The sequence below is a fragment of the Kosakonia beeri genome (assembly GCF_054165705.1).
In genome coordinates, this window is the sequence record NZ_CM135106.1 from 1,520,962 (window position 1) to 1,535,655 (window position 14,694).

Sequence of the window (14,694 nt, forward strand, 5' to 3'; positions counted from 1 at the left end):
TGCCCTTTTGCTTTTCAAACCGGACATACCAACGGGCACCATGGAAACGAAACGTATTCCGCAAGCCACGTCGCCCCTGGCCGCGTGGCTTTCTTATCTGGAAAACCTGCACAGTAAAACCATCGATCTGGGCCTTGAGCGCGTAAGCCAGGTGGCTGCACGTCTCGATGTGTTGCGCCCCGCGCCATTCGTTTTTACGGTCGCAGGCACCAACGGCAAAGGCACCACCTGCCGGACGCTGGAATCGGTGCTGTTAGCAGCGGGCTACCGCGTGGGGGTTTACAGTTCACCGCATCTTGTCCGCTATACCGAGCGTGTCCGTGTGCAGGGCGGGGAGCTGAATGAATCAGCCCATACGGCCTCTTTTGCTGAAATCGAAGCCGTGCGCGGAGATATCTCGCTGAGTTATTTTGAATACGGCACACTCTCTGCATTGTGGCTGTTTAAGCAGGCTCAACTGGATGTGGTGATCCTCGAGGTGGGGTTGGGCGGTCGTCTTGACGCCACCAATATGGTCGATGCCGATGTGGCGGTAGTGACCAGCATTGCCCTCGATCATACCGACTGGCTGGGGCCGGATCGCGAAAGCATTGGTCGTGAAAAAGCGGGGATCTTCCGTGCAGGCAAACCGGCGGTAGTCGGCGAGCCGGATATGCCGCATACCATCGGCGACGTCGCGCAGGAGAAAGGCGCATTACTGTTGCGTCGTGGTGTGGACTGGCATTATGAAGTGAACGCAGAGAGCTGGCGTTTTTATGATGCGCAGGGCGAACTGAACGGCTTACCGCTGCCGCAGGTGCCGCAACCGAATGCCGCCACGGCGCTGGCTGCGTTGCGTGCCAGTGCATTGCCGATCAGCGAGCGGGCAATCCGCGACGGCATCGCCGGGGCGATTTTACCGGGCCGTTTTCAGATTGTGAGCGAGTCGCCCCGTCTGATCCTGGATGTCGCGCATAATCCTCATGCTGCAGGCTATCTCGCCGGACGACTGGCGGCGCTACCGAAAACGGGTCGCGTACTGGCGGTGATTGGCATGCTGCATGACAAAGACATTGCCGGGACGTTGGCCTGTCTGGAGCCGGTGGTCGATAGCTGGTATTGTGCCCCTCTGGAAGGGCCGCGCGGTGCAACAGCGGAAGAGCTGCTGTCGCACCTTAAAATGGGTCGGGCATGGCCGGATGTGGCGCAGGCCTGGCAGGCGGCAATGGCGGAAGCAAACGTCTGTGATACCGTGCTGGTGTGTGGTTCGTTCCATACGGTGGCGCATGTCATGGAAGCGATGGAAGCGGGGAGAACCGGTGGCGAGTAAGTTTCAGAACCGTTTAATGGGAACTATTGTGCTGGTCGCACTCGGGGTGATTATTCTTCCAGGGTTACTCGACGGGCAAAAAAAACACTATCAGGATGAATTTGCGGCGATCCCGCTGGTGCCGAAACCCGGCGACCGCGATGAGCCAGATATGATGCCGGCAGCAACGCAGGCGTTGCCGTCACAGCCGCCGGAAGGCGCGGCGGAAGAGGTGCGGGCGGGCGATGCTGCTGCACCGTCGTTGGATGCTTCAAGGCTGGCGGCCAGCGGTAATGGTACCCAGGACGTCATTACGCCGCCGGTCACGCAATCGAAACCTAAGCCGGTAGAAAAACCGCAGCCGAAACCGCAGACGCAACAGCCTTCCTCGCGGGACAAAACCAGCGAGCAACTGGCGATGGCAAATGAAGAACCGACTGCGCCGCCGAAAGCGCAGGAGGAGAAACCGACGCCGACGGGCAAAGCGTATGTTGTGCAGCTTGGCGCACTGAAAAATGCCGATAAGGTCAATGAAATTGTCGGCAAATTACGCGGTGCGGGTTATCGCGTTTACACGTCGCCGGGCACGCCGGTTCAGGGTAAAATCACCCGTATTCTGGTGGGGCCGGACGCCTCGCGAGACAAGCTAAAAGGTTCGCTCGGCGAGCTGAATCAGTTATCAGGACTGAACGGTGTGGTAATGGGATATACGCCAAACTAAATCAGGCACCTGCTGAAGGCACGAAGGGAATCGTGCAAAATACGCCCAGATAACTGGCGACCAGAACCGTGGCGTTGAATATTTTTTCAGCGCCATTTTTATTTACGCGCGGGAAGGAAATCCCTACGCAAACGTTTTCTTTTTCTGTTAGAATTCGCCCCGAACTGGACGACAGGGCGTAAAATCGTGGGACACATATGGTCTGGATTGATTACGCCATCATTGCGGTGATTGGTTTTTCTTGTCTGGTAAGCCTGATCCGCGGCTTTGTTCGTGAAGCGTTATCGCTGGTGACATGGGGCTGTGCTTTCTTTGTTGCCAGTCATTACTACACTTACCTGTCTGTCTGGTTCACGGGCTTTGACGATGAACTGGTGCGTAATGGTATCGCCATCGGCATACTGTTCATCGCGACGCTGATTGTTGGCGCTATCGTTAACTACGTGTTAGGTGCGCTGGTGGAGAAAACCGGCCTGTCGGGTACAGACAGGGTGTTGGGGATCTGTTTTGGCGCGCTGCGTGGCGTGCTAATCGTCGCCGCCATTCTGTTCTTTCTGGATACCTTTACAGGCCTGTCGAAAAGCGAAGACTGGCAAAAGTCGCAGCTTATCCCGCAATTCAGCTTCATCATCAGATGGTTCTTTGACTATCTGCAAAGTTCGTCGAGTTTCTTGCCCAGGGCATAAGCCCTGAGATGTGGCTTAACGAGGAAAAGACGTATGTGCGGTATTGTCGGTATCGCCGGTGTTATGCCGGTAAACCAGTCGATTTATGATGCGTTAACGGTGTTACAGCACCGTGGGCAGGATGCCGCAGGCATCATCACCATTGATGCAAGCAACTGTTTCCGTCTGCGCAAAGCAAATGGCCTGGTGAGTGATGTGTTTGAAGCCCGCCATATGCAGCGACTTCAGGGCAATATGGGGATTGGTCACGTACGTTATCCTACTGCTGGTAGCTCCAGCGCGTCTGAAGCGCAGCCTTTTTATGTTAACTCTCCTTACGGCATCACGCTGGCGCATAACGGCAACCTGACCAATGCCCACGAACTGCGTAAAAAGCTGTTTGAAGAGAAACGTCGCCACATTAACACCACGTCTGATTCTGAAATTCTGCTCAACGTTTTTGCCAGCGAGCTGGATAACTTCCGTCATTATCCGCTGGAAGCAGACAATATTTTCGCCGCCGTTGCCGCCACTAACCGTCAAATCCGCGGCGCTTATGCCTGCGTGGCGATGATCATCGGCCACGGTATGGTTGCGTTCCGCGACCCGAACGGTATCCGCCCGCTGGTGCTGGGCAAGCGTGACATCGGCGACGGCCGCACTGAGTTTATGGTGGCGTCTGAAAGCGTGGCGCTGGATACGCTTGGCTTTGAGTTCCTGCGTGATGTGGCCCCCGGTGAAGCGGTCTACATTACCGAAAAAGGGCAACTGTTTACCCGCCAGTGTGCCGATAACCCGGTCAGCAACCCGTGCCTGTTCGAATACGTCTATTTTGCGCGTCCGGACTCCTTTATCGATAAAATTTCCGTCTATAGCGCACGTGTCAATATGGGCACCAAGCTTGGCGAGAAGATTGCCCGCGAGTGGGAAGATCTGGACATCGACGTGGTGATCCCGATCCCCGAAACCTCTTGTGATATTGCGCTGGAAATCGCGCGCATCCTCGGTAAACCGTACCGCCAGGGGTTTGTGAAAAACCGCTACGTTGGCCGTACCTTTATCATGCCGGGCCAGCAATTACGCCGTAAATCGGTGCGCCGCAAGCTGAACGCTAACCGTGCTGAGTTCCGTGACAAGAATGTCCTGCTGGTGGATGACTCCATTGTGCGCGGTACCACCTCTGAGCAAATTATTGAAATGGCGCGCGAAGCCGGAGCGAAAAAAGTGTATCTCGCGTCTGCTGCGCCGGAAATTCGCTTCCCGAACGTGTACGGCATTGATATGCCGACTGCCAACGAGCTGATTGCTCATGGTCGTGAAGTGGATGAGATCCGCCAGATTATTGGTGCCGATGGCCTGATCTTCCAGGATCTCAATGATCTGATTGAAGCGGTACGCGCTGAAAATCCGGATATTCAGCAGTTCGAATGCTCCGTTTTTAACGGTGTCTACGTCACCAAAGATGTGAACCAGCAGTATCTCGACTATCTGGATTCGCTGCGTAATGACGATGCCAAAGCGGTGCTGCGTCAGAACGAAGTGGAAAGCTTAGAAATGCACAACGAAGGCTAATCCTTTCGCGCCCCTCGTTCTGAGGGGCGCAATCTGTTGCAACGCCCTCTATAATCAGGCAAAGTCTGCGAAAATTTCGGGCGGGTGGATAATCGAATGAAACGACTTATTGTGGGTATTTCAGGTGCCAGCGGCGCCATTTATGGCGTGCGTCTGTTGCAAATTTTGCGCGACGTGGCGGACGTTGAAACCCATCTGGTAATGAGTCAGGCCGCCCGTCAGACCCTTGCTCTGGAAACCGATTTTTCATTGCGTGATGTGCAGTCGCTGGCGAATGTCGTGCATGATGCGCGTGATATCGCCGCCAGCATCTCTTCCGGTTCGTTCAAAACTGCCGGCATGGTTATTCTTCCCTGTTCGATTAAAACTCTCTCCGGCATTGTGCACAGCTACACTGACGGTCTGCTGACGCGTGCGGCGGATGTGGTGCTGAAAGAGCGGCGTCCCTTGGTGTTGTGCGTGCGCGAAACGCCGTTGCATCTTGGGCACCTGCGTTTAATGACTCAGGCGGCGGAGCTGGGTGCAGTGATCATGCCGCCCGTGCCAGCGTTTTATCATCGCCCGAAGTCTCTTGATGAGGTGATTGATCAGACGGTCAATCGTGTGCTGGATCAGTTTGCTATCGATTTGCCGCAGGATCTTTTTACCCGCTGGCAAGGGGGCGATGCCACAAAATAGTGCGCCGCTGTCTGGCGTGCGCCTTTTGGGGGCAATTCTGCAAGCGTGATCATATCCTCAACATTTAATCCCCTCTTTACCCTGTTTAGCATTCCGGTTCGTTCGGCAGACCTGCTATCTTTCATCATTAAGACTAACTTGCAACGTTTTATTAACAAATTTAACGCGGTAATCCGTTCCCTGCGTGAAACTGGCATAAGACGTGCAAGCTAACAGTCAGCAAGACACACAACACAACGCAATACACAATAAAAACAGAACACTTGAGGGTAATGTATGAAGAAGACGGTTCTCGCTCTGTCTTTAATGCTGGGTCTGTCTGCGACCGCCAGCGTTTATGCAGCGCTTCCCCAGACGGTACGTATTGGTACTGATGCCACTTACGCGCCGTTCTCATCCAAGGATGCGAAAGGGGAGTTTGTAGGTTTCGATATTGATCTCGGCAATGAGATGTGCAAACGGATCCATGTCAAATGCACCTGGGTCGGCAGCGATTTTGATGCGCTGATCCCGTCACTGAAAGCGAAGAAAATCGACGCCATTATCTCTTCTCTGTCGATCACGGAAAAACGTCAGCAGGAAATTGCCTTCTCTGACAAGCTCTACGCCGCAGATTCACGTCTGATTGCCGCCAAAGGGTCGCCGATCCAGCCGACGCTGGAGTCGCTGAAAGGCAAGCATGTCGGCGTGTTGCAGGGCTCCACGCAGGAAGGCTACGCCAATGACAACTGGCGCACCAAGGGCATTGATGTGGTGGCGTACCAGAACCAGGATTTGATCTATTCCGATCTGGCTGCTGGCCGTCTCGATGCCGCATTCCAGGATGAAGTCGCTGCCAGCGAAGGCTTCCTGAAGCAGCCTGCCGGCAAGGATTATGCCTTTGCTGGCCCGTCGGTCAAAGACAAGAAATACTTTGGCGACGGCACCGGTATTGGTCTGCGCAAAGATGATACCGAACTGAAAGCCGCGTTTGACAAAGCGTTTGCCGAACTGCGTAAAGACGGTACCTACGATAAGCTCGCGAAGAAGTACTTCGACTTCAACGTTTACGGCGAGTAAGACTGCATGGTCCGGGGCACCGGATCGGAGGGAAAATGCATCACGCCAATAAACGGGCGTGGTGCATAAATACGGTAAATGTTCCATGATGGCGCATTCGCTGCACTTTTGTGGTGCATTAATGCATAGTTACGCATTCTGAATGCAAAAAAAGCCAGTGTGCAGGCGGAATCTTTTGCCATGCCGGGGCAGATAATGGCACGATAACGCCACCGTATCGATCACAGAATTCCCTTATAAAAGACAGTCAGTTGAGGACAACGATGAAAAAACTGGTGTTATCCCTTTCTCTGGTGCTTGCTGTATCCAGCATTTCCACTGTGTTTGCCGCTATTCCGCAGAAATTACGCATTGGTACTGACCCGACTTATGCTCCCTTTGAATCGAAGAATGCGCAGGGGGAACTGGTGGGTTTTGATATCGATCTGGCGAAGGAATTGTGCAAACGCATTAATACGCAATGTACCTTTATTGAAAACCCGCTGGACGCGCTGATCCCGTCCCTGAAAGCGAAAAAAATCGACGTTATTATGTCGTCCCTCTCCATTACGGAAAAACGCCAGCAAGAAATTGCCTTCACCGATAAGCTCTACGCGGCAGATTCGCGCCTGGTGGTGGCAAAAGATTCTGACGTCCAGCCGGATCTGGATAAGCTGAAAGGCAAACGTATTGGCGTCCTGCAAGGCACGACTCAGGAAACCTACGGCAACGTTAACTGGGCGCCGAAAGGGGTTGAAATCGTATCCTATCAGGGTCAGGACAATATTTACTCCGACCTGACAGCAGGCCGTATTGATGCCGCGTTCCAGGATGAAGTCGCTGCCAGTGAAGGTTTCCTGAAAACGCCTCAAGGCAAAGCCTACAAATTTGGCGGCCCGTCGATTAAAGACGAAAAATTGTTTGGCGTTGGCACCGGCATGGGCCTGCGTAAAGAAGACAATGAGTTACGTGAAGCGTTGAACAAAGCGTTTGCCCAGATGCGTGCCGATGGTACGTACGACAAACTGGCGAAAAAGTATTTTGATTTTGATGTTTACGGTGGGTAATCCCACCCGTGCTTAACGTGCGGCCCCTCCCAATTCCGGAGGGGAAGAGACACGGCAAACACCACACACGACAGGGCAAGCTGCATGCTGTACGGTTTTTCTCAAGTGATATTACACGGTGCGTTAGTCACGCTGGAACTGGCGATCAGTTCGGTGGTGCTGGCGGTACTGATTGGTCTGGCGGGCGCGGGAGCGAAGCTGTCGAAAAACCGGCCGCTGGCATGGGTATTCGAAGGTTACACCACGCTTATCCGCGGTGTGCCGGATCTGGTATTAATGCTGCTGATTTTTTACGGACTGCAGATTGCCCTTAACGCCGTGACCGATGCGATGGGTATAGAACAACTGGATATCGATCCGATGGTCGCAGGGATCATTACCCTCGGCTTTATCTACGGTGCCTATTTCACCGAAACGTTTCGTGGCGCCTACATGGCGGTGCCGAAAGGGCATATTGAAGCTGCCACGGCTTTCGGTTTTACCGGGCGACAAACCTTCCGGCGGATCCTGTTTCCGGCCATGATGCGCTATGCGCTGCCGGGTATCGGCAACAACTGGCAGGTGATCCTCAAGGCCACCGCGCTGGTATCGTTGCTCGGGCTGGAAGATGTGGTCAAAGCCACCCAGCTCGCCGGGAAAAGCACCTGGGAGCCCTTCTATTTTGCCGTGGTCTGTGGCGTGATTTACCTGGTTTTTACAACGGTTTCCAATGGCGTGCTGCTTCTTCTCGAACGTCGCTACTCCGTGGGTGTGAAGAGGGCTGACCTGTGATCGAGATTATTCAGGAGTACTGGAAATCCTTGATATGGAGTGACGGCTATCGTCTGACCGGCGTGGCCATTACGTTGTGGCTGCTGATCTCCTCGGTGGTGATGGGCGGCGTGATGGCGGTATTCCTTGCTATCGGGCGCGTCTCCAGCAATAAATTTATCCGCTTCCCTATCTGGTTGTTTACCTACATCTTTCGCGGTACGCCGCTGTATGTGCAACTGCTGGTGTTCTATTCCGGTATGTACACGCTGGAAGTGGTGAAAGGGACTGAACTGCTAAATGCGTTTTTCCGTAGCGGCCTGAACTGTACGGTGCTGGCGTTAACGCTGAACACTTGTGCTTATACCACCGAGATTTTTGCCGGGGCGATTCGCTCGGTGCCGCACGGTGAAATTGAAGCGGCGCGGGCTTATGGCTTCTCGTCGTTCAAAATGTATCGCAGCATCATTCTGCCGTCGGCGCTGCGCATTGCGCTGCCTGCCTACAGCAACGAGGTGATTTTGATGCTGCACTCCACCGCACTGGCTTTTACCGCCACCGTGCCGGATCTGCTGAAAATCGCCCGTGATATTAACTCTGCCACTTACCAGCCGTTCACCGCGTTTGGGATTGCGGCAGTGCTGTATCTGATTATCTCTTATGTGCTGATTAGCCTGTTCCGCAAAGCGGAAAAACGCTGGCTGCAGCATATGAAACCGTCTTCGACACACTGAGAATACGATGTCTGAGAATAAATTAAACGTTATCGATCTCCACAAGCGCTACGGCGCGCATGAAGTTCTGAAAGGTGTGTCATTGCAGGCAAATGCCGGCGATGTGATCAGCATTATCGGCTCTTCCGGCTCCGGTAAGAGCACCTTTCTGCGCTGCATTAACTTCCTCGAAAAACCGAGTGAAGGCTCGATCGTGGTCAACGGGCAGAACATTACTCTGGTCCGCGACAAAGACGGTCAGTTGAAGGTGGCTGACAAAAATCAACTGCGCCTGCTGCGCACTCGCCTGACAATGGTTTTCCAGCATTTCAATCTGTGGAGTCATATGACCGTGCTGGAAAACGTGATGGAAGCACCGGTTCAGGTGCTGGGGTTAAGCAAGCAGGAAGCGCGCGAACGCGCGGTGAAATACCTGGCGAAGGTGGGTATTGACGAGATGCAGCAGCAGAAATACCCGGTGCATCTGTCCGGTGGGCAACAGCAACGTGTTTCCATAGCCCGTGCGCTGGCGATGGAGCCGGAAGTATTGTTGTTCGACGAACCGACCTCGGCGCTGGATCCCGAACTGGTCGGCGAGGTGCTGCGCATTATGCAGCAGCTGGCGGAAGAGGGGAAAACGATGGTCGTTGTGACCCACGAAATGGGGTTTGCGCGCCACGTTTCCACCCACGTTATTTTCCTGCATCAGGGCAAGATTGAAGAAGAAGGCGCGCCGGAAGCGGTGTTCACCAATCCGCAAAGCCCGCGCCTGCAACAGTTCCTCAAAGGTTCGTTAAAATAAGCACCAGGCCTGATGGCGCGACGGCTATCAGGCCTGCGTTTCTGCCAGCAACTTCACTGCCGTATCCTCGTCTGTAACCAGACCGTTTACCCATTTGCCCGCCAGTGCGGCGCTAATAGCGTGATATTTCTTCTCACCACCGGCAAAAGCGTACACCTTGCGCGGAGTATGGCTGCACAGCGGCACGCTGGTGAGCAGCGTGTCCAGTTCGCCGTGCAGACGCTCGCCCTGGTGGTTAAAGAAATGGCCCAGCATCTCGCCGGCAACCTGCTGTGCTTCCAGTGTCCGCACCTGTTCATCGGTAATAAAACCTTCGGCATTGAGCGGGCAACCCAGACCGACTTCGCCAATCCCCAGGAAGGTGATGTCCGCATTCAGTGCCCGTTCTGCGACTCGCTGATAAACCTGATGCTGGCACCACATGACTTTATCTTCCGGGCTGTCGGCGTAGAGCGGGGCCGGAATAAAATAATATTTGCCCTGCATTTTCTCAGCCATTTTCAGCGGCACATCGTAGCGCGTACCGGAATCATCCCGGGCGATGGCACCGATCATTGACACACACTGGTGCTGCGGGCGCTCGAACCACGGTAGCGCGTCGATAATCGCCCGCAGGGTCTTGCCAGAGCCAATACCAAAAACCTGTGCGTTATCCGCTGCAATAAATTGCGCCATTACGTCTGCGCCTTCAACGGCCAGCATCTGCTGAATGGCCTCGTTTTCCAGACCCGATGAGGGCACCACCCGGCACAGCGTCAGGGCATACTTTTGTTGTAATTCGCTGGCCAGCTTCATACAACGCGTGACCGGATGGCTGATATTGACGGTTACCATACCCATTTCCCGCGCGCCGGAGATCAGCCGTTGCGCCACCTGGCGCGATAAACCCAGCGCAGTGGCAATATCCTGTTGCGTCAGCCCCGCCACGTAATACATCCAGGCGGCGCGGGCGGCGAGCTCCTGTTTTTTCTCTTCTTTGTTCATCAACGCATCCCCGAAAAAGCCTGCACACAGTGTACCGCTTAATGATGTCATTGCGGAAATGGGCAAAAGATTATCTGAAGGGCAAATGCCAATTTCGCGATAGGCTTCACAGAAAGATTCCACTTACGGCTACTAACATAGAATCAACAATCGGGCAGATGCCCGTAAAAATGTCAAATGCTCAAGTGTGAGGTAAGGGTTATGTCCGGTAAAAAAGCAGTGTGGATGCACATAGGCGCAGGATCGTTTCATCGGGCTCATCAGGCGTGGTACTTACACACGCTGATGCAGCAGGGTGATGACAGCTGGAGTATTGCATTAGGCAACATTCGAGATGACGCTAACGCGCTGCTTGGCGCGCTGGCTGCGCAGCAAGGCGAATATGTGTTGGAAACGGTGTCGCCAGAGGGCGAACGCCAGTACGAAACTATCACCTCGATCCGCAAAGTGCTGGCCTGGGATAGCGAAATCAGTGCGCTGGTGGCTCAGGGGGCCGATGCCGAAACCCGTGTCATTGCCTTTACCGTGACGGAAAGCGGCTATTACTTAACCCCGGAACATGAGCTGGATCTGCAACAGGCAGATATTAAAACCGATCTGCAGGGCGGCATTCGCACTCTGTATGGTGCGCTGACCCGCATCCTGAAACAGCGTATCGCCAATAATGGCGGCCCTGTAACGTTGCTCAACTGCGACAACCTGCGCCATAACGGCGAACGCTTCCGTCATGGTTTTCTCTCTTTCCTGCAGGCCAAAGGTGAACAGGCGCTGCGGGACTGGGTAGAGCATAACACCACTTCACCCAACACGATGGTTGACCGTATCACGCCGCGCCCGACGCCGGATGTTGCCGAAAGGGTGCTGGCCGCGACGGGCATTAAAGATGCCGTGCCGGTTATGGGCGAATCGTTTATTCAGTGGGTCATTGAAGATGATTTTATTAACGGCCGCCCGGCGTTGGAAAAGGTTGGCGTCGAGCTGGTCGAGTCCGTATTGCCCTGGGAAGAAGCGAAAATCCGCATTCTGAACGCCACCCATAGCTGTATTGCCTGGGCCGGCACCTTAATTGGCCTGAATTATATTGATGAAAGTACCCGGCAGAGCGCCATCAGACAGATGGCCTGGGAGTATGTTTCCCGCGACGTGATCCCCTCGCTGACCCCAAGCCCGCTTGACCTGGCGCAGTACCGCGATGTGGTGCTGGCCCGCTTTGGCAACCCCTATATCAAAGACACCAATCAACGCGTCGCTGCCGATGGTTTATCAAAAATTCCCGGTATGGTAACGCCGACCTTGATCCAGTGTTATCAGCGTGGCGTGTCGCCGTCCGCCACGGCGGTGCTGCCGGGGCTGTTTTTCCTGTTTTTACGGCGCTGGGCTGACGGCTCGCTGCCATATACCTATCAGGATGGTGTTATGCAGCCAGATGCAGTACGGGCCGTCTTTAAAGCGGAGGATCCGCTGGCGGTTTGGGCAGCAGACGAAGCGCTGTTTGCTGAGCTGGCGAATTCACCGGCATTCCTTGCGCTGCTCAAACGCACCGTTAACGAGCTGGAGCAGTGGGTGAAACAACCGCAGGCACAACTGGCGACAGCCTGAGGGAGGCGTCATGTACCTGGGCATTGATATTGGAACCTCGGAACTGAAAGCGCTGTTATTGGATGGCCACGGAGAGATTGTGGGTTCTGCGCATGCCGCACTCACCGTACAACGCCCACATCCGCACTGGGCGGAGCAGGATCCGCAAGCCTGGTGGCAGGCCTGCGGGCGGGTTGTCAGCGAGCTGCGTCAACACTACCCGCAACAATGGGCGGCGATCCGCGCAATGGGTCTCTCCGGCCAGATGCACGGCGCAGTATTACTCGATAGTGAGGGCAATGTGTTACGCCCCTGCATTCTGTGGAACGACACGCGTAGCGCCGCCGAGTGCGACTGGTTGCGCGACCACCATCCGGAAATGATGACGATAAGCGGCAATATGATCATGCCAGGTTTTACCGCGCCGAAGCTGGTGTGGGTTGCGCGTCACGAGCCGGAGATCTTCAGCCAGGTGGCGAAAGTGTTGCTTCCGAAAGACTACCTGCGCTGGCGACTGACCGGCGCGTTCGTCAGCGATCCGTCCGATGCGGCGGGCACGCTGTGGCTGGATGTCGCGCAGCGCGACTGGTCAGACGAATTGTTGGCGATGACCGATCTGCAGCGAGATCAGATGCCTGAGTTGGTTGAGGGCAGCGAGATAAGCGGGGCGTTGCGCGCCTCGCTCGCGACCGAATGGGGATTAAGTTCGTCAGTTATTGTCGCTGGCGGTGGTGGGGATAACGCCACTTCTGCCGTGGGGGTCGGGGCGGTGCAACCCGGAGATGCGTTTATTTCGCTTGGCACCTCAGGCGTCATTTTTGTGGTTAACGATGCCTTGCAGGCCGATCCGCGTTCTGGCGTACATGCGTTTTGCCATGCCTTGCCTGGCCGCTGGCATCAGATGAGCGTGATGCTCAGTGCCGCCAGCTGCCTGCGCTGGATCTGTAATCTGCTGTCGGTGACGGAAAGTCAGTTAATGGATGAGGTCGCGCAGCTGAGTGACGACGCGCTGCGCCGTGCGCCGCTGTTCTTGCCTTATCTTTCCGGGGAACGTACGCCGCACAACGATCCGCAGGCCAGCGGCAGCTTTTTTAATCTGCGCCATGAAACCAGCCGCGCGTTGCTGGGGTATGCGGTGATTGAGGGCGTGACCTTTGGTCTGGCGGATGGCTTGCAAGTGCTGAGTAATACGCAGATTGCACAATGCAGCCTGACAGGCGGCGGTGCGCGCAGCCATGTCTGGGCGCAATTGATTGCCGATGTGCTGGCAATCCCGATTGTCACGCATCCTGCCAGTTCGTCAGGCGCATTAGGAGCGGCGAAGCTCGCCTGGCTGGCAGAGGGCGGGGCGGAAGCGGAAGTCTGCCTGAAGCCGCCTGTGGCAGCGCATTATACGCCGCAGCCTGAACGGGGTACCTGGCTGGCACAGCGGCTGGCGCTGTTCCGCTTGCTTTATCAACAACAACAGGCAGCGCGCACTTTGCTGCCGTAATCGCTCATCGCCCCGGTGGCTATATCCGCGTCGGGGCCTCTCTCTCAAGCCGGGAAGATGGTTATGCAATCGAAACAATATTGGTTTGGCTTACCGAAACATCTGCTGTGGGGATTTGTGGCCATCGCCATTTTTATGGCGGGCGATGGCTTCGAAATGGCGTTCCTGTCAAAACATATTACGGATATGGGGTTTTCGCCCGCGCAGTCGGCGATGGTCTTTACGCTGTATGGCCTGGCGGCAGCGCTGGCGGCGTGGGCGTCTGGCGTGGTAGCCGAGTTGATCACGCCACAGAAGGCGATGACCATCGGCTTTGTGCTGTGGATAATCATGCATGCACTGTTTATGTCGCTGGGGCTGGGGTTGCGTAACTATCCGTTAATGTTGCTGTTTTACGGTATTCGCGGGCTGGCCTATCCGCTGTTTATCTACTCATTTATGTTAATGCTGGTGCAGGTACTGCCGCGTCAGCATCTGGCAGCGGCGACTGGCTGGTTCTGGGCGATGTACTCAATCGGCATTGGCGTGGTCGGTAGTTATTTGCCGAGCCTCACCATTCCCACCTTTGGTGAAACTGGGACGCTGTGGTTTGCCATCGCTTGGGTGGCAAGCGGCGGGCTGCTGGCCTTCTTTAGTTTGCGGCACGTCCCGGTGGATCGCTCGAGAGTGAATCTGCCCCTGCGCGACAAGTTCAGGGAGCTGTCCCGCGCGGGCACCATCCTGTTTACCAACCGCGATATTTTCTACGCCTGCCTGATCCGCATTATTAATACGTTGTCGCTCTTTGGTTTTGCCATTGTCATGCCGCTGCTGTTCGTTGACAGGCTGGGCTTTACTATCTCCGAGTGGTTGCAAATCTGGGCGGTATTCTTCTTTGTCACCATCTTTACCAATATCTTCTGGGGGATCACTGGGGAGTATATTGGCTGGATCCGCCAGGTTCGCTGGTTCGGTTGCCTGGGAATGGCAATCTCCAGTCTGACGTTCTATTACCTGCCCGTGTATGCCGGGCATAACTTCCTGGTGGCGCTGATCCCGGCAGTGATGTTGGGCATTTTTGTCGCAGCCTTTGTGCCAATGACCGCCGTGTTCCCGACGCTTGAACCACACCATAAAGGCGCAGCGGTATCGATTTATAACCTCTCCGCCGGGATGAGTAACTTTGTGGCACCGGCGATTGCTTCAGCGTTGCTGCCGTTCTTCGACATTGTAGGCGTGGTGTGGGCCTATACCGGGCTGTATATCTTTGCCGGGATCCTGACCTTTATCATCAAAGTGCCGCAGCCGAAACGCGTGCCGCAGCAGCAAAAAGCGCACAAAGAAGAGGCGCAACAACGCGCCTGATG

14 protein-coding genes are annotated in these 14,694 nt (G+C 55.1%); 13 read left to right on the forward strand and 1 reads right to left on the reverse strand.

From position 1 onward, the window contains the following. Positions 1–40 precede the first annotated feature (40 nt). The 10 genes from folC (at position 41) to hisP (ending at position 9,294) form a co-directional block, all read left to right on the forward strand. Positions 41–1,309 (forward strand): bifunctional tetrahydrofolate synthase/dihydrofolate synthase, encoded by a 1,269-nt coding sequence (folC, locus tag ACUY4S_RS07350; RefSeq protein WP_458022922.1) that lies wholly within the window; start codon positions 41–43, stop codon positions 1,307–1,309. Then, the gene (gene dedD / locus ACUY4S_RS07355; RefSeq protein WP_458022921.1) at positions 1,299–2,009 is read left to right on the forward strand and encodes a cell division protein DedD; all 711 of its coding nucleotides are present in this window, start codon (positions 1,299–1,301) and stop codon (positions 2,007–2,009) included. Before folC ends, dedD begins: the two co-directional genes overlap by 11 nt. Before the next feature lie 197 nt (positions 2,010–2,206). Further along, positions 2,207–2,695 (forward strand): colicin V production protein, encoded by a 489-nt coding sequence (gene cvpA / locus ACUY4S_RS07360; RefSeq protein ID WP_312692410.1) that lies wholly within the window; start codon positions 2,207–2,209, stop codon positions 2,693–2,695. 33 nt (positions 2,696–2,728) lie between these two features. Continuing rightward, positions 2,729–4,246 carry an amidophosphoribosyltransferase gene (gene purF, locus ACUY4S_RS07365; protein WP_458022920.1) on the forward strand — a complete coding sequence of 506 codons (1,518 nt, stop codon included), beginning with the start codon at positions 2,729–2,731 and terminating at the stop codon, positions 4,244–4,246. Between the two features lie 96 nt (positions 4,247–4,342). Next, positions 4,343–4,924: a UbiX family flavin prenyltransferase gene (locus tag ACUY4S_RS07370; RefSeq protein WP_458022919.1), complete on the forward strand. Its 582-nt coding sequence runs from the start codon at positions 4,343–4,345 to the stop codon at positions 4,922–4,924. 276 nt (positions 4,925–5,200) lie between these two features. After that, on the forward strand, positions 5,201–5,983 hold the full coding sequence (gene argT / locus ACUY4S_RS07375) for a lysine/arginine/ornithine ABC transporter substrate-binding protein ArgT (protein ID WP_312688183.1): 783 nt from the start codon (positions 5,201–5,203) through the stop codon (positions 5,981–5,983). 263 nt (positions 5,984–6,246) lie between these two features. After that, the gene (gene hisJ, locus ACUY4S_RS07380; protein ID WP_312688180.1) at positions 6,247–7,029 is read left to right on the forward strand and encodes a histidine ABC transporter substrate-binding protein HisJ; all 783 of its coding nucleotides are present in this window, start codon (positions 6,247–6,249) and stop codon (positions 7,027–7,029) included. A gap of 84 nt (positions 7,030–7,113) precedes the next feature. Continuing rightward, positions 7,114–7,800 (forward strand): histidine ABC transporter permease HisQ, encoded by a 687-nt coding sequence (locus ACUY4S_RS07385; RefSeq protein WP_312688177.1) that lies wholly within the window; start codon positions 7,114–7,116, stop codon positions 7,798–7,800. Next, positions 7,797–8,513 (forward strand): ABC transporter permease, encoded by a 717-nt coding sequence (locus ACUY4S_RS07390; protein ID WP_312688174.1) that lies wholly within the window; start codon positions 7,797–7,799, stop codon positions 8,511–8,513. The genes ACUY4S_RS07385 and ACUY4S_RS07390 overlap by 4 nt, the downstream gene beginning before the upstream one ends. 7 nt (positions 8,514–8,520) lie before the next feature. After that, positions 8,521–9,294 (forward strand): histidine ABC transporter ATP-binding protein HisP, encoded by a 774-nt coding sequence (hisP, locus tag ACUY4S_RS07395; protein WP_312688171.1) that lies wholly within the window; start codon positions 8,521–8,523, stop codon positions 9,292–9,294. A 27-nt stretch (positions 9,295–9,321) separates the two neighbouring features. Here hisP and ACUY4S_RS07400 read toward each other — a convergent pair whose 3' ends face one another. Next, positions 9,322–10,278, reverse strand: a complete 957-nt coding sequence (locus ACUY4S_RS07400) for a sugar-binding transcriptional regulator (protein WP_458022918.1) — start codon at positions 10,276–10,278, stop codon at positions 9,322–9,324. Positions 10,279–10,479: 201 nt separating this feature from the next. On the opposite strand from ACUY4S_RS07400, the gene dalD reads away from it, so the two are divergent. The 3 genes from dalD to ACUY4S_RS07415 all read left to right on the forward strand — a co-directional run bounded on the left by dalD (position 10,480) and on the right by ACUY4S_RS07415 (position 14,692). Further along, a complete protein-coding gene (gene dalD, locus ACUY4S_RS07405) occupies positions 10,480–11,877 on the forward strand; it encodes a D-arabinitol 4-dehydrogenase (protein WP_312688165.1) in 1,398 nt (465 codons plus the stop codon). 10 nt (positions 11,878–11,887) lie between these two features. Next, positions 11,888–13,348 carry a xylulokinase gene (xylB, locus tag ACUY4S_RS07410; protein WP_458022917.1) on the forward strand — a complete coding sequence of 487 codons (1,461 nt, stop codon included), beginning with the start codon at positions 11,888–11,890 and terminating at the stop codon, positions 13,346–13,348. Positions 13,349–13,411: 63 nt separating this feature from the next. Next, positions 13,412–14,692 (forward strand): MFS transporter, encoded by a 1,281-nt coding sequence (locus ACUY4S_RS07415; RefSeq protein ID WP_312688160.1) that lies wholly within the window; start codon positions 13,412–13,414, stop codon positions 14,690–14,692. Positions 14,693–14,694 lie beyond the last annotated feature (2 nt).